Source organism: Devosia sp. 919, assembly GCF_013185965.1.
GTDB lineage: Bacteria > Pseudomonadota > Alphaproteobacteria > Rhizobiales > Devosiaceae > Devosia.
The window spans coordinates 3,534,094-3,548,590 of record NZ_JABAOL010000001.1; the positions used below are offsets into that span (position 1 = coordinate 3,534,094).

General features: G+C 61.3%; 13 protein-coding genes. 8 read left to right on the forward strand and 5 right to left on the reverse strand.

Translation table 11 applies throughout. The annotated features are described in order from the left end of the window. Positions 1-24: 24 nt before the first annotated feature. The 6 genes from HRQ64_RS17045 (at position 25) to ugpC (ending at position 6,622) form a co-directional block, all read left to right on the forward strand. On the forward strand, positions 25-1,242 hold the full coding sequence (locus HRQ64_RS17045) for a pyridoxal phosphate-dependent aminotransferase (protein ID WP_172124581.1): 1,218 nt from the start codon (positions 25-27) through the stop codon (positions 1,240-1,242). Between the two features lie 176 nt (positions 1,243-1,418). Continuing rightward, positions 1,419-2,681: an ABC transporter substrate-binding protein gene (locus HRQ64_RS17050; RefSeq protein WP_172124583.1), complete on the forward strand. Its 1,263-nt coding sequence runs from the start codon at positions 1,419-1,421 to the stop codon at positions 2,679-2,681. Between the two features lie 80 nt (positions 2,682-2,761). Then, positions 2,762-3,709 carry a sugar ABC transporter permease gene (locus tag HRQ64_RS17055; RefSeq protein WP_172124585.1) on the forward strand — a complete coding sequence of 316 codons (948 nt, stop codon included), beginning with the start codon at positions 2,762-2,764 and terminating at the stop codon, positions 3,707-3,709. Further along, positions 3,709-4,548, forward strand: a complete 840-nt coding sequence (locus tag HRQ64_RS17060) for a carbohydrate ABC transporter permease (RefSeq protein WP_172124587.1) — start codon at positions 3,709-3,711, stop codon at positions 4,546-4,548. The genes HRQ64_RS17055 and HRQ64_RS17060 overlap by 1 nt, the downstream gene beginning before the upstream one ends. Next, positions 4,545-5,600: a Gfo/Idh/MocA family oxidoreductase gene (locus tag HRQ64_RS17065; protein WP_172124589.1), complete on the forward strand. Its 1,056-nt coding sequence runs from the start codon at positions 4,545-4,547 to the stop codon at positions 5,598-5,600. The genes HRQ64_RS17060 and HRQ64_RS17065 overlap by 4 nt, the downstream gene beginning before the upstream one ends. An 8-nt stretch (positions 5,601-5,608) precedes the next feature. Beyond that, positions 5,609-6,622: a sn-glycerol-3-phosphate ABC transporter ATP-binding protein UgpC gene (ugpC, locus tag HRQ64_RS17070; RefSeq protein ID WP_172124591.1), complete on the forward strand. Its 1,014-nt coding sequence runs from the start codon at positions 5,609-5,611 to the stop codon at positions 6,620-6,622. A 3-nt stretch (positions 6,623-6,625) separates the two neighbouring features. Here ugpC and HRQ64_RS17075 read toward each other — a convergent pair whose 3' ends face one another. The 5 genes from HRQ64_RS17075 to HRQ64_RS17095 all read right to left on the reverse strand — a co-directional run bounded on the left by HRQ64_RS17075 (position 6,626) and on the right by HRQ64_RS17095 (position 12,017). After that, on the reverse strand, positions 6,626-8,134 hold the full coding sequence (locus tag HRQ64_RS17075; protein ID WP_172124593.1) for a tripartite tricarboxylate transporter permease: 1,509 nt from the start codon (positions 8,132-8,134) through the stop codon (positions 6,626-6,628). 9 nt (positions 8,135-8,143) lie between these two features. After that, positions 8,144-8,671: a tripartite tricarboxylate transporter TctB family protein gene (locus tag HRQ64_RS17080; RefSeq protein ID WP_172124595.1), complete on the reverse strand. Its 528-nt coding sequence runs from the start codon at positions 8,669-8,671 to the stop codon at positions 8,144-8,146. A 66-nt stretch (positions 8,672-8,737) separates the two neighbouring features. Next, a complete protein-coding gene (locus HRQ64_RS17085; RefSeq protein WP_248305136.1) occupies positions 8,738-9,775 on the reverse strand; it encodes a tripartite tricarboxylate transporter substrate binding protein in 1,038 nt (345 codons plus the stop codon). Between the two features lie 155 nt (positions 9,776-9,930). Further along, complete coding sequence (gene coaBC / locus HRQ64_RS17090; RefSeq protein WP_172124597.1) at positions 9,931-11,145, reverse strand: bifunctional phosphopantothenoylcysteine decarboxylase/phosphopantothenate--cysteine ligase CoaBC; 1,215 nt, start codon at positions 11,143-11,145, stop codon at positions 9,931-9,933. Beyond that, entirely contained in the window at positions 11,142-12,017 is an 876-nt protein-coding gene (locus HRQ64_RS17095; protein WP_172124599.1) for a carbon-nitrogen hydrolase family protein, read from the reverse strand. Before HRQ64_RS17095 ends, coaBC begins: the two co-directional genes overlap by 4 nt. Positions 12,018-12,375: 358 nt before the next feature. On the opposite strand from HRQ64_RS17095, the gene HRQ64_RS17100 reads away from it, so the two are divergent. Next, on the forward strand, positions 12,376-13,530 hold the full coding sequence (locus tag HRQ64_RS17100) for a Gfo/Idh/MocA family oxidoreductase (RefSeq protein WP_172124601.1): 1,155 nt from the start codon (positions 12,376-12,378) through the stop codon (positions 13,528-13,530). Between the two features lie 12 nt (positions 13,531-13,542). Further along, positions 13,543-14,430 carry a sugar ABC transporter permease gene (locus tag HRQ64_RS17105; RefSeq protein WP_172124603.1) on the forward strand — a complete coding sequence of 296 codons (888 nt, stop codon included), beginning with the start codon at positions 13,543-13,545 and terminating at the stop codon, positions 14,428-14,430. Positions 14,431-14,497: the final 67 nt, after the last annotated feature.

The window sequence follows — 14,497 nt, forward strand, 5'->3', positions numbered from 1 at the left end:
TCGGTTGAGAATAAAGGACGTTGAATGTCGATCCACAGCAAGTTCAGCAAACTAGGCACCCAGAATGCCCCCGGCCAGGAAACCCGGCAGGCAATTGCCGGCACCGAGAGCTTTCTGAGCGGCGAGAAGCTCGCGGGCACGCCCGTCGATTTTTCGCATGGCGATGTGGACGCCCATGAGCCCACGCCCGGTGCTCTCGATCTCTTCAACGCCGGCGTCGCCAAGGGCGGAGCGCAGGCCTATACGGAATATCGCGGCTCTGGCGAGATCCGCGACGCAGTGGCTGCCCGCCTCGCCGCCTTTACCGGCGCGCCGGTCGATACCCGCGATGGCCTGATCATCACCCCCGGCACCCAGGGCGCGCTCTTCCTTGCGGTCGCGGCCACCATGGTGCGCGGCGACAAGGTCGCGATCGTGCAGCCCGATTACTTCGCCAATCGCAAGCTCGTTGAGTTCTTCGAGGGCGAAATGGTGCCCGTGCAGCTTGGCTATCGGCAAGCGCCAGCCGGACAGGCCGGACTGGATCTCGACCAGCTGGAAGCCGCCTTCCAGGCCGGCGCCAAGCTGTTTCTCTTTTCCAACCCCAACAACCCCACCGGTGTCGTTTATTCGAGCGACGAGATCGCCAGCATCGCCGCCCTCGCCACACGCTATGGCGCCAGCGTGATCGTGGATCAGCTTTATTCGCGGCTGCTTTATAAGGGCGTCGCCTATACCCATCTGCGCGCAGGCGCGGTCGACGCCGAGAACGTCGTCACCATCATGGGGCCATCCAAGACCGAATCCCTCAGCGGCTATCGCCTGGGCGTCGCCTTTGGCTCAAGCGAAATCATCGAGCGCATGGAAAAGCTGCAGGCGATCGTGTCCCTGCGCGCCGCCGGCTACAACCAGGCCGTGCTGCGCAGCTGGTTTGATGAGCCCGCCGGCTGGATGGACGACCGCATCGCCCAGCACCAGGCCATCCGCGACGATCTGGTGGAGCAGTTCCGCTCCATCGAAGGCTGCTTTGTCCGCACGCCCGAAGCGGGCAGTTACCTCTTCCCGCAATTGCCCGAACTGAGCATCGAGCCGGCGCAGTTCGTGACCGCGCTGCGCGTGCTGGCCGGTGTGACCGTGACACCCGGCACCGAGTTCAGCCCCCATTCGGGTGCCAGCATCCGGCTGAACTTCTCCCAGGATCATGCCGCGTCGGTCGCTGCCGTCCAGCGGCTTGCCACGCTGGTGGAGCGCCATCGGGGTTAGAGCGTAAACTCGCGTCAAGCTGGGCAAATAGTGGCGGGCTCGAGAGATTGGATTGACCGCGCCGATTGGGCCTGATGAAGTAAAACTTACAGGCAGCGGGGCAGCTTAGCTGCGCTCTGCCGCCCACACCGCAATAATAAGCTGCCCAATATGGGCGCGACCGGGAGACCACCAAGATGAAGCGAATTGTAACGGGACTGCTGCTGGCATCCACTTTCCTGGGCTCGTCGGGGCTGGCTTTCGCCCAGCAAACCACGCTGACCATCGAAAGCTGGCGCAACGACGATCTGCCCATCTGGAACGAGAAGATCATCCCAGCCTTTGAGTCCGCTCATCCCGAGATCAATGTCGAGTTCGCGCCGCTGGGCCCGACCGAATACAATTCGGCTGTTGGCGCCAAGCTCGAAGCAGGCACTGCCGGCGATCTCATCACCTGCCGCCCCTTCGATCTGGCGCTCGCCCAGTTCACCCAGGGCTATCTGGCCCCGCTTAATGACCTGCCCGGCATCGAGAATTTCTCCGATGTCGCCAAGTCTGCCTGGACTACCGATGATGGCGCCACGACCTTTTGCGTGCCCATGGCTTCGGTGATCCATGGCTTTATCTACAACAAGGACATCTTTGCCGAGCTGGGCCTTGAAGTGCCAGCGACGGAAGACGAGTTCTTTGCCGTGCTCGACGCCATCAAGGAAGATGGCACCTATACTCCCCTGGCCATGGGCACCAAGGACCAGTGGGAAGCGGCCACCATGGGCTACTACAACATCGCCCCCAATGCCTACAAAGGCGAGGAAGGCCGCCTGGCGCTCATCGCGGGCGAGCAGAAGCTGACCGATCCGCAATGGGTCGAGCCCTACACGACCCTCGCCCGCTGGAGCGACTATCTGGGGGACGGCTTTGAAGCCCAGACCTATCCCGATAGCCAGAACCTGTTCACCCTCGGCCGCGCCGCGATCTTCCCCGCAGGCTCCTGGGAGATCTCGGTCTTCGAGCCGCAGGTCGATTTCGAGATGGGCGCCTTCAAGCCGCCGGTCAAGAATGCCGGCGACACCTGCTACATCTCGGATCACAACGATATTGGTTTGGGGCTTAATGCAGCTTCCCCCAATGCGGAAGCTGCGCGCACCTTCCTGTCCTGGGTTGCTTCCACCGAGTTCGCCGAGATCTATGCCAATGCTTCGCCCGGCTTTTTCAGCCTGAACTCGGCGGCCGTGCCGCTCGAGAACGAACTGGCCCAGGAATTCGTCTCCTGGCGCGAGGATTGCGAGACCACCATTCGCCACCCAGCCGCCATTTTGGGCCGCGGCGAGCCCAATCTCGACATCGAGACCTGGCGTGAATCGGCCAATGTGATTAACGGCACCACCACTCCGGAAGATGCTGCCAAGATCACCCAGGATGGCCTCGCCTCCTGGTATGAGCCGCAGCAGTCCAACTAAGCGCCTATGACCATGGGGCTGCGGAGGCTTGATCCTTTGCAGCCCTTTTTGCTCGCCGCCCCCGGCCGCACTGGAACAGCATGACCGTCGACGCCCCCTCCCCGCCCATTGCCGCCGCGTCCAAGCCACGGCGCTGGCACATCCTGGTGTTTCTGGCGCCGGCCCTGCTGGTCTACACGGTGGTGATGATTTACCCGCTGCTCGAAACGCTCCGGCTCTCGCTCTTTGTGGCGGGTCCAGAGGGGCAGCGTTTCGTTGGACTCGACAATTTTGCCCGCCTGCTGGGTGATCCGCGGCTGGCCGCGAGTTTCTGGAACGCGCTTTCCAACAACTTCATCTTTTTTGCCATCCATATGCTGGTCCAGAACCCCATCGGCATCCTGCTGGCGGCGCTGCTGTCCATGCCCGGCCTGAGGCTGCGCGGCTTTTACCGCACCGCCATTTTCGTGCCGACCATCCTGTCCTTCGTGATCATCGGCTTTATCTGGAAGCTGATCCTGTCCCCGCTCTGGGGCGTTTCGCCCTATCTGCTCGATCTGGTCGGGCTCAAGCATCTGTTCGCCCCCTGGCTCGGGCAGGCACAATCGGCTCTCATCACCGTGTCGCTGATCTCGGTCTGGCAATATGTCGGCATTCCCATGATGCTGATCTATGCCGCGCTGCTGTCCATCCCCGATGACGTCATCGAAGCTGCCGAGATCGATGGCGTCACCGGCTTTTCGCAGTTCTTCAAGATCCAGCTGCCGCTGATCCTGCCGACCATCGGCATCATCTCGATCCTGACCTTTGTCGGCAATTTCAATGCGTTCGACCTGATCTATGCCGTCCAGGGCGCCATTGCCGGGCCGGATGGATCGACTGACATCCTGGGCACGCTGCTCTATCGCACCTTCTTTGGCTTCCAGACCCAGCTGGGCGACCGGCATCTTGGCGCCACCATCGCAACGCTGATGTTCTTCATCATCCTGGCCGGCGTTGCCGTTTATCTCTTCGGCATCCAGCGCCGCATGCGCCGGTACCAGTTCTGATGGCCCAGACCCGCACGTCCCTCCGCAGCCAGATCGCGGCCCATGCCGTCCTCATTACCTATACGGTGATCGCGCTGTTCCCCGTGTTCCTGATCATCGTCAACTCGTTCAAGTCCAAGCGCGCGATCTTCAACTCGCCCCTCGAAGTGCCGACGCCCGAAACCTTCACCCTGATCGGCTACGAGACCGCGCTTGGACAGGGCAATTTCCTGCTCTACTTCTCCAACAGCTTGCTGGTGACGGTCGCGTCGCTGTTTTTCGTGCTGCTGTTCGGCGCCATGGCCGCCTTTGCGCTCTCCGAATACCGCTTCCGCGGCAACACGCTGATGGGGCTATACCTCGCGCTCGGCATCATGATCCCGATCCGGCTGGGCACCGTCGCCATCCTGCAGTTGATGGTGGCGGGTGGGCTGGTCAACACGCACTGGGCGTTGATCCTCGTTTATACCGCCCAAGGGCTACCGCTCGCGATCTTCATCCTCTCCGAATTCATGCGGCAGGTGTCCGACGACCTCAAGAATGCCGGCCGCATCGACGGGCTTTCGGAATACAAGATCTTCTTTCGCCTGGTGCTGCCACTGGTGCGCCCGGCCATGGCGACCGTCGCCGTCTTCACCATGATCCCGATCTGGAACGATCTGTGGTTCCCCCTGATCCTGGCGCCTGGCGAGGCGACCAAGACCATCACCTTGGGCTCGCAGATCTTTATCGGGCAATATGTCACCAACTGGAATGCAGTGCTGGCGGCGCTGTCGCTGGCGATCCTGCCGGTTCTGGTTCTTTATCTCATCTTCTCGCGCCAGCTGATCCGCGGGATTACCTCGGGTGCTGTGAAATGACCGATCAACCTGTTCGCGTGCTTGTTGCCGGCTTAGGAACCATGGGGCGCAGCCATGCGCTGGCTTATCACAATGAACCCGGTTTCGAGATCGTGGGCGTGGTGACCCGCAGCGGCAAAGTGCCCGAAGAGCTCAAGGCCTATCCGCATTTCGCCGATTTCTATGAGGCGCTAGCGGCGACCAAGCCAGATCTCGCTTCCATCAACACCTATACCGACACCCACGCCCCCTATGCCATCGCGGCGATGGAAGCAGGCGCCCATGTGTTTCTGGAAAAGCCGATCGCCGCCACGGTGGAAGACGCCCGACGCGTGGTGGAAACGGCGAGGAAGCACCAGCGCAAGCTCGTTATCGGCTATATCCTGCGCCACCACCCGTCCTGGATCGACTTCATTGCCAAGGCGCGTGAACTGGGCCCGCCCTATGTGTTCCGGCTCAACCTCAACCAGCAATCGGCCGGCTCGTTCTGGAAGGTCCACAAGACCTTGATGGAGTCCACTTCGCCCATCGTCGACTGCGGCGTGCATTATGTCGATGTCATGTGCCAGATCACCGATGCCAAGCCGGTGCAGGTGCGCGGATTGGGCGTGCGGCTGACCGACGAGATCGCGCCCGAGCAATTCAACTACGGGCATCTGCAGGTCGCGTTCGATGACGGCTCGGTGGGCTGGTACGAAGCGGGCTGGGGTCCGATGATCAGCGAAACCGCGTTTTTCGTCAAAGACGTAATTTCGGCTAAGGGGGCGGTGTCGATCGTCATGGACGAAGGTGCACGTTCCTCGGACCATTCGACCCACACCAAGACGGCTCGCATCCGCACCCACCATGCCGAACTGCAGGCCGATGGCAGCTTTGCGCGCGCCGATGAATGGCTGTCCACCGAAGATGAGCCCGGCCATGATGAGCTCTGTGCACGCGAGCAGCGCTTCATGCTGCGGGCCATCCGCGAGGACATGAATCTCTCCAAGCATAACGAAGACGCGGTGCGCTCGCTCGAGATCGTCCTCGCCGCCGACCAGAGCGCCCGCGAAATGCGCGCCATCGACCTTTAGGACCAGACATGGCTGACATTGCTACCCGCCTGCGCCTCAATGCCGTAACCAAGAGCTTTGGCTCGACCGAGGTTATCCGCGGCGTCGACCTCGAAGTGGGCGATGGGGAATTCGTGGTTTTTGTCGGCCCTTCCGGCTGTGGCAAGTCCACCCTTCTGCGCATGATCGCCGGGCTCGAGGACGCCAGCTCGGGCGCGATCGAGATCGACGGCAAAGTGGTCAACAACCTGCCGCCGGCCAAGCGCGGCATCGCCATGGTGTTCCAGACCTATGCCCTCTATCCGCACCTGACGGTGCGCAACAACATGGCGCTGGCGATGAAGCAGGCGGGCGAGCCGGCCGCCGACATCGAAGCACGGGTGGCGGAAGCCAGCCGCATGCTGTCGCTCGAGCCCTATCTCGAGCGGCGGCCCGCCGAGCTTTCGGGTGGCCAGCGCCAGCGTGTCGCCATCGGCCGCGCGCTGACGCGCAAGCCCAAGCTCTTTTTATTCGACGAGCCCCTCTCCAATCTTGATGCCGCGCTGCGGGTCAATACGCGGCTTGAGATCGCCCGGCTGCATCGGCAGCTCCAGGCGACCATGATCTATGTCACCCATGACCAGGTCGAGGCCATGACGCTGGCGGACCGGATCGTCGTGCTCAACGCCGGCAGGATCGAGCAGGTCGGCTCGCCCATGGAGCTTTACAACAAGCCCGCCAGTACCTTTGTCGCTGGCTTTATCGGTTCGCCGCAGATGAACTTCATTCCGGCTGAAAAGCTGGGTGTCGCCGGCGCTGCCACCATCGGTATCCGGCCCGAGCACCTGACGGTCAGCACCACCGAGGGGCAGCTTGCAACCCGCGTGATGCACGTGGAGCATCTGGGCGCCGACACCAATCTTTACCTCGAAAGCGAGGCGGCGGGACTGATCACCGTCCGCTTGTTTGGCGAACAAGCCTTTACGCCCGAGACGACGGTATTTGTTACCCCCAACCCGCTTTACCTGCACCGCTTCGATGCACAAGGCCGGTCCGTAGCCTGACCATCAGGGCATTTGCCGTTTCAACACCGCTCGCGCCCGCCTCGACACAGCCGGCACCGACATGATGATCGTGATCACGATCACGAGGCAAAGGACGACACTGATGGGGCGGGTGAAAAATGGCGAGGGATCGCCATTGGTCAATTGCAGGCCGCGGCGCAAATTGAGGTCGAGCAAGTCACCCAAGATGATGCCGAGCACCAGCGGTGCCATGGGGTACTTCATCTCTCGCAAAACGAACCCGACAATGCCAAAGCACAGCATCACATAGACATCGAACATGCGTTGGGTGATGGCGAACGAGCCAACCACGCAGAGAACATAGATCACCGCCATCAGCCGTTCCCGCGGCACCATCAGGACCTTGATGAAGAGCTTGGTGAGCGATAGCCCGAAGATGAAATTGGCCAAGGTGGCCAACAGCAGCATGGCGACCACCTGGTAAAGGAAAGCCGGGTTCTCCACCATCAGCATCGGGCCGGGTCTGATGTCGTGGATATACATGGCCGCGATCAGCACCGCTGCCGCGGCCGAGCCGGGCAATGCCAGGGTCAGGGTCGGGATCATGGCAGCCGAAACCACGGCATTGTCCCCGGTTTCGGCGGCGATCAGGCCCTCCTGGCTACCTTTGCCGAATTCCTCGGGATGCTTGGAGGCGCGCTTGGCGGCGGCATAGGAGGTCCAGGAGCCAACGTCTTCACCAACGCCCGGGATGATGCCGACAAAGGTGCCGATCAAGCCCGAGCGAATGATCGTGCGCCAATAGCGAAACACCTCCCCGAGGGTAGGAACGACCCGGTCATTGACCGCGGCAATTTGGGCCACCGCGCGCCGCTTCATCGCGGAAAGAATTTCAGCAAAGCCGAAGGCGCCGACCATGGCGGGGATAAGGTCAATGCCGCCGCCAAGCGCCTGGATACCGAAGGTAAAGCGCTGATGGGCATGCAGGGTTTCCATGCCGATCATGGCAATGAGCAAGCCCAATATGCCGGCGATATAGCCCTTGAGCGGCGTGTCGCTACCCGACATTTGGCCCGAAATCACCACCCCGAACAGCGCCAGCCAGAAATACTCGTAGGAGCCAAACTTCAGCGCGGCCTCTGACAGGAGCGGGGCGATGATGGCGAGGAAGAAGATGCCGACCAGGGTGCCCAGCGTCGAGGAGGTTGTCGCAAGCCCCATCGCCAGCCCCGCCTTCCCTTGCAGAGCCAATGGGTGACCATCCAGCGCTGCGGCAGCATTGGCGGGCGTCCCCGGAATATTGAGCAGGATGGCGGTGCGGCTGCCGCCATAGATGGCACCCAGATAAACGCACATCAGCGTCAGGATCGCCTGATCGGGTGCCATTTTGTAGGTGAGCGTGACAAGGAGGGCAACGCCCATGGTCGCGGTCAGACCCGGCAGGATGCCAATCACGAGGCCGAGGAGCGTAGCCCACACGACATTGAACAAGGACTGGGGATTGAGGAAGTGACCAATCCCCTGCCCCAGCAGCAGCAATCCATCGAACATGAACAGATCCTAGGGCAAGCGCACCAGAAAAACGCGGGCAAAGACGAGGTAGATTCCGGTGCCGCCCGCAACCGCGATGCCGAGCGCCCAGACCGCACTTTGCAGCAGGGGCATTGGCGCATCGGTCAGAACGACCTCGAACAGCACGATAAAGCTGAAGATGAAGAGCATGGACGCCGCCCAGAACGGCAACCAACCCACGAGGATAAGGGTGTAAAACAGGGCGAGGGCCATCACCGCGAGTACGCGCCGCGCTTCGGGGGTCACCAGTAGTGCCGCAAGTCCCTGCCATGCACCAGGCGCCTTGATGCGCCAGGAGCGCACCGCGAGCAGAGCGCTGCACAGTGTCAGCAAGACGCCCAAGACAAGGGGAACCAGCCCCGGGATCGTCGCAGGATTGATCCGGCGCGCTTCGAGCCGCGGCATGGTCCAAGATAGGTAGATCACGGCCAACCCCAGTGCGAGCAGCACCAGGGCCGTCAGGAGATCGGCGCGAGAGCGAATTGCTTCGTCCCCGGGGGTGTTCGTAGTGTCCATCGCGGTACTCTTGAGACGGCCTGACGAAGAGGGAGGAGGTGGCGGGCTCCCACCCGCCACGATGCTCTAGGGCGTGCCAACTTCGGCGCGGGTTGCGCAATCAATGCCGATGGTCGAAGGATCGTTGACGGCCTCCCCCCGGTCCACTGAAGAACAAGCCTCAAGAATAACAACAGGCATGGCCAGTTCACGCGCCTTGGGGCCGTAAGAAGGGGCGAACACGGCGCCGAAGGTTTCGGCATAGGACTTCAGTTCGGGCGAAGTCATTACCTTATCCTCCCAAATCCGGTCCAGCGTCGCCAGCACTTCGGGTGGCGAATCGGCAGGAAGGAAAATGCCGAAGTAATCGGGTGCCAGTTCCATTTCCGGCAGCCAGTTGGTGATCGGCGGAATGGGCTCAACACCCTCCAGCACCAGCGGCTGGTCGGACAACACGGCCAGAGCCTTGAGACGACCGCCTCGGATCAACTCGGTCTGCTCCACGGCCAATTGCGTGGTCACCATGGCTTCGCCCGATGCTGTCGCAATGGCGGCGGGGCCACCGCCATCATAGGTGATCATGTTGTATTCAAAATCGGCAGCGTCGCTGAGCGCGGCAACAGCAGTACCCCCCGACGAGGTTATGCCTGCAGTGGCAACCGTAATCTCCTGGCCCCGGGTCTTAAGCGCTTCGAGCAACTGGCCGAAATCGGTGAATTCGCTATCAGCGGGAACGCTGACCACCGGCACATTGGCGACGGAAAGGTAGATATGCCAGTCGTCGATGTCGGTATCTTCGAGCAGTCCCGAAACCGAGTAGGTCGCGTTGTTGGCAATCGCGTTTGCCGTCCAGGTATAGCCATCATGGGGGGCGTTCAGCACCTCTTGGGTACCAATCGCACCAGAAGCGCCCGGCTGATTGACGACCACAACTTCAACGCCCAGGGCCTCAGCCAAGATGGGAGCTGTGACCCGGGTAACCTGATCAGTGGAGCCGCCAGCCCCCCAAGGCACGATCAGATTGATTGGACGATCGGGCTTCCACTCCTGCGCGGCCGTCAAGGACGTGCCCAGCATCAGCGCTGACGCGCCGCTCGCCAAGACAAACAGCATTCGTCTGTTCATCGAATTTCCTCCCAAGGTGCACGTGATCCGGATATTTCCGTGATCACCCCGCCAGATTGCTGTTCCTCCGCAGCCTCTGTCAACCACTAAGTAACCGCCTGGTTACAGAGTGAAGGCTTCTAGACCGACGTCTGCCCATCCCGGCAAGCGGACCGTCAAGCGCGACCAAAGAATTGGGCGACACGCTCGATTATACGATCGGCCAGATCCTGTTTGGTTCCGGCGCCAAGATCGGTGACCCCGTCGGCGGCAACAAGATGAATGTGATTTAGCTCGCCGCCAAACACACCAGCGGCGGATGACACGTCATTGGCGAGGATCCAGTCGGCGCCCTTGGAGCGCAGTTTGGCCTGGGCATTGCTGATAAGGTCATCGGTTTCAGCGGCGAACCCAACGACTAATTGTGGCCTCTGATGATGGTGGCCGATGGTCGCGAGGATGTCAGGGTTGCGCACGAGCTGAATAGAGAGTTGTTCGTCGTCGCCGCCCTGCTTCTTGAGCTTGCTGGAAGCAATTGTTGCCGCCCGCCAGTCGGCCACCGCGGCGACAAAGACTGCGCCGTCTACCGGCAGAGCGCCGGTGGCGGCCTCCAGCATTTCCGCTGCCGTCTTGACGTTGATAACCGTTACACCTTTGGGGTCCTGCATGGTGGTTGGGCCGGAAACCAGCATGACGCCAGCGCCTTCGCGCGCCAGGGCGGCCGCGATGGCATGGCCCTGCTTACCCGAGGACCGGTTGGAGATGAAGCGCACAGGATCGATCGGTTCTTCGGTCGGGCCCGAGGTCACGAGAAAGGAAAGTCCGGCGAGCCTTTGCTGTTTTGGCGTGAGGGCTTGTCGGGCAGCCTCGAGTATTTTGATTGGTTCTGCCATTCGGCCAAGCCCGGCTTCCCCAGACTCCGCCATTTCCCCGCTCTCCGGCCCAACAAACAACACGCCGTCGGCCTTGAGTGTCGCGACATTGCGCCGGGTGGCGGGGTTGTCCCACATCTTTGGGTTCATGGCTGGGGCAACGAGGACCGGACTGTCGCGCGCCAACAAAATTGCCGTTGCAAGGTCGTTGGCGAGGCCAAGCGCCATCCGGGCCATGAAATCGGCGGTGGCGGGCGCGACAACAATGAGATCGGCCTCGCGTGCAATTCGGATATGGCCGACATCGGCTCCGGCGACCGGCTCGAAGAGGTCGGAAGCAACCGGCTGGCCGCTTACCGCCGCAAGGGTAGTTGGGGCGATGAAATTGTGCGCGCCCTCCGTCATCACACAGCGCACCTTGGCGCCCCGTTCTCTCAGTCGGCGCACAAGATCGGGTGCCTTATAGGCGGCAATGCCGCCCGAAACGATAACCAGGATCTGCTTGTCGCTAATGCTCATGGTTGCTCCTGTCGCAGCCCGGCGATCTCAAAGCCCCGGGACCTTTGGTCGGCTCGCAACAAGCGGCCAGCTTCGAGATCGATGTCGAAAACGCGCACCTGGCTGCGGCCAAGCAAGCTCAGGAGGTCTGCGGTGGTTTGGGGGGCGGGATGGGCGAGGCCGGCCACGCCCGAACTTGGGTGCTCGCCCCCACCGCCGCGCACCGGATAGGCCCAGTCGCTGACGGCGATATATGCGGCCTGTTCGAAGGCGCGCGCAATCATGGCATGTCTCCAGCGCGCCCGGGCCATGTGGGGAGTGCTTTTTCGGCTAACCGAGAGGGCTGGAACAAAGATGATTTCCGGCGGGGTCTCAAGATGGCGGTAAGTCTCGACATGAAAGAAATCGGCACAAACCAGGACGAAACACTGCACCCCACCAATGTTGAAGCTGGCTCCCGCGCGTTCCCCCGCTTGGGAGATGTTCCGCTCCCGGCCGTAGGGATTAGCCTTCTGGTACCGTGCAATAACGGCGCCACCGGGGTCGACAACAATGCCTTGGTTTACGGGGAGCGCGCTGAGGTTGTCGAATTGGCTGCCACCAACAACATGGCAGCCGAACTCTCGCGCCAGCTCGGCAACGGCCGTGTGGTAGTCCGCCGGTGAGTAGCCCTCCCCAACCAGCTCGGGCAAGAGAATGACGTCATCCTGATCACCCTTGAAGGCGCGTCTTTTAATGCTCCTTGCGATCCTGCCGATATCGTCTCCATCAAGCATTCGGACCTTGGGCTGTGTCAACACGACCTTCAACGGCGCGCTCCAATACGGTTCGAAAGGCACATGGCCGGTGCAAGCAAGAAAATCAACCGCTGCCCAGCGATCGACAAAGGCCAAGATAACAGCGGCGACAGACGCGGCTGCACCATCCGCTGCCTTGATAGGGATTTTCAGGGTCAGCGTTGAACGTGCCCTTTCCCCACAGCTTGCACAAGTGCCTCCAGCAGGCAGGCTGTGCCTTGCTGCACCAAGATGGAGCGCTCACATCGCCGGAGCGTGAACCGGGTTTTTGCCTGAACATACGGCAACTTGCTGCCGCTTTGAGCAGAATAATCGCTGTGCTGTTTGCTGTTGTGCGAGCCACACAATGAATGTTGACACGCGCTTTGAAAGCCGCCTAGCTTGAAAATACTTTACAAGAAAGTACTGGCCCCACCCGGGGCCCGCACAACAAGAACGCGGGGGTAGCGAATTCATGCGGGTCGGCATAATCGGTCTCGGATTTCGTTTGGGCTATCTAGCGCGGGTGTTTTCCGCAGCCCGGGACGACTTCGAGATTGTGGGCTATGTGGATCCCGCTCCCGCCGGCCTGTCCTATGCGCAGGAACACGGTGTTTCCGTCGGTTATGCCTTCCAAAGCCTTGAGGCGCTGATCGAAGGGGGGCAACTCGATCTGCTGATGGTCGGCTCACCCAATCACCTGCATCTCGAGCACATCCGCATCGGGCTTGAGCGCGGCATGAAGATCTTTGCCGAAAAGCCCGTCGTCACCTCCGTCGATGACACCATGGCACTGGCCGAACTGCTCGGGCAATACGGCTCAGATCGGGTTATGGTCGGCCTCGTGCTGCGCTATGCGCCGCTATACCAGGATTTGCGCCGGGCGCAGGCGGAAGGCCAGTTGGGCGATATCGCGGCCATCGAGGCTTCCGAGACCATTCCGCCCTATCACGGCGCCTTTTTCATGCGCGATTGGCGCCGTTATGAGCGCTATGCCGGCAGCTTCATGCTCGAAAAATGCTGCCACGACCTTGATCTTTATAATGGGGTAATGGGGTGCCGGCCGCTGCGTGTGGCGAGCTTCGGCGGTCGCCGCAGCTTCACGCCAGCCAATTCACCACAGGGTGGCGGCGCCAACGATCTCGAAGTTTATCATCGCAAGCCCTCGGGCTGGGAAGGCTCCGACAAGGTCTTTGATAGCGATGGCGACATCATCGATTTCCAAACTGCGATCGTGCAGTACGAAACTGGCGCTGCGCTCACCTTCCACACCAATCTCAACGTGCCCGACGATTACCGGCGCTTTGCGGTGATTGGCGCCAGGGGCATGGCCGAAGGGGACTTCGTGCGCAATTACTTCAAGGTCACCGATAGTCGCACCTCCGAGCGGCTCGAAGACAAGACCTACAAGGCAAGCGACCTCTCGGTACATTACGGCGCCGATGAGCAGATGGCCGAGGACATTTTGCGGCACCTAACCGAGGGGGTGCCCCTGCCGGTGTCGGTCACCGATGCGCTTGAGGCAGGCTTGCTGGCGCTGGCCATGGACCAAGCAATGAAAACGCGATCGGTGGTCGACATGACCCCGATCTGGCAGCGCTTCGACACTGCACTCGGCCGAAGCCAGTAAGGGGGACCGCCGATGACCAGCACCAGAAGCGCAACAGTTTTCGCTCTCGCCCTGCTGGCTCCGGCCCTGATCTACATCCTGACCATTGTCGCCTATCCGCTGGTCGACACCGTCATTCTCTCCTTCACCAATGCCGCCCTGCGCCCTGGCTATGATTTTGTGGGCTGGGCCAATTACGAGCGCATCTTTGGCGCCGGCAATTTCACCGAAATCATCATCCGCACCATCATCTGGACCTTCTTTTCGGTCTCCATAAAGATGATCATCGGCATGTGCGGGGCCGTGCTGCTCAATGCGGCTGTCCCGGGCCAGACGCTGTTTCGCATCCTCACCATGCCCCCCTGGATCGTGCCCATCGCGATCGGCATCTTCATGTGGGGCTGGATGTATAATGGCCAATTTGGGATGATCTCGGGCCTGCTGCAGAATTTCGGTCTGATCAACGGTCCCGTGGCCTGGCTCGCCTATGGCCACACCGCCTTTTGGGCCACCATCGTCACCGATGTGTGGATCGGCGTGCCCATGGTCACGATCTATTTCCTCGCGGCCATGCAGTCGATCCCCAAGGATCTCTACGAGGCCGCCTGGACCGATGGTGCCGGGCGCTTTTATCGCTGGCGCCGCATCACCCTGCCGCTGATGGTGCCGGCCATCGTCACCATGAGCCTGCTCTCGCTTATCGCCACCTTCAATTCCTTCGACATCATCTGGATCCTGACCCAGGGCGGCCCCTCGGGCTCAACCACGACGATGATCATCGACACCTACAAGACCGCGATGGGCAGCCGCAAGTATGGCGAGGGCGCTGCGCGGGCCGTGGTGATCTGCATCTTCGTGTCGATATTCTGCCTCGTTTATTTCCGCGCCGTGCGCCGCCTCGGGCAAGGAGAAGCCAAGTGACCGATGTGCCCCATTCCCAGGAAGTTGCGGCCCTCAATGATGCGGCGCTGGTGCGCCGGGGGCGCAA

Bases quoted from the DNA above. Each gene is read 5' to 3' on its own strand.
- HRQ64_RS17080 (WP_172124595.1), bottom strand. From the start codon at position 8,671: ATGGACACTACGAACACCCCCGGGGACGAAGCAATTCGCTCTCGCGCC.
- HRQ64_RS17060 (WP_172124587.1), top strand. From the start codon at position 3,709: ATGGCCCAGACCCGCACGTCCCTCCGCAGCCAGATCGCGGCCCATGCC.
- HRQ64_RS17105 (WP_172124603.1), top strand. From the start codon at position 13,543: ATGACCAGCACCAGAAGCGCAACAGTTTTCGCTCTCGCCCTGCTGGCT.
- HRQ64_RS17085 (WP_248305136.1), bottom strand. From the start codon at position 9,775: ATGAACAGACGAATGCTGTTTGTCTTGGCGAGCGGCGCGTCAGCGCTG.
- HRQ64_RS17075 (WP_172124593.1), bottom strand. From the start codon at position 8,134: ATGTTCGATGGATTGCTGCTGCTGGGGCAGGGGATTGGTCACTTCCTC.
- HRQ64_RS17050 (WP_172124583.1), top strand. From the start codon at position 1,419: ATGAAGCGAATTGTAACGGGACTGCTGCTGGCATCCACTTTCCTGGGC.
- HRQ64_RS17100 (WP_172124601.1), top strand. From the start codon at position 12,376: ATGCGGGTCGGCATAATCGGTCTCGGATTTCGTTTGGGCTATCTAGCG.
- HRQ64_RS17055 (WP_172124585.1), top strand. From the start codon at position 2,762: ATGACCGTCGACGCCCCCTCCCCGCCCATTGCCGCCGCGTCCAAGCCA.
- HRQ64_RS17045 (WP_172124581.1), top strand. From the start codon at position 25: ATGTCGATCCACAGCAAGTTCAGCAAACTAGGCACCCAGAATGCCCCC.
- HRQ64_RS17065 (WP_172124589.1), top strand. From the start codon at position 4,545: ATGACCGATCAACCTGTTCGCGTGCTTGTTGCCGGCTTAGGAACCATG.
- ugpC (WP_172124591.1), top strand. From the start codon at position 5,609: ATGGCTGACATTGCTACCCGCCTGCGCCTCAATGCCGTAACCAAGAGC.
- coaBC (WP_172124597.1), bottom strand. From the start codon at position 11,145: ATGAGCATTAGCGACAAGCAGATCCTGGTTATCGTTTCGGGCGGCATT.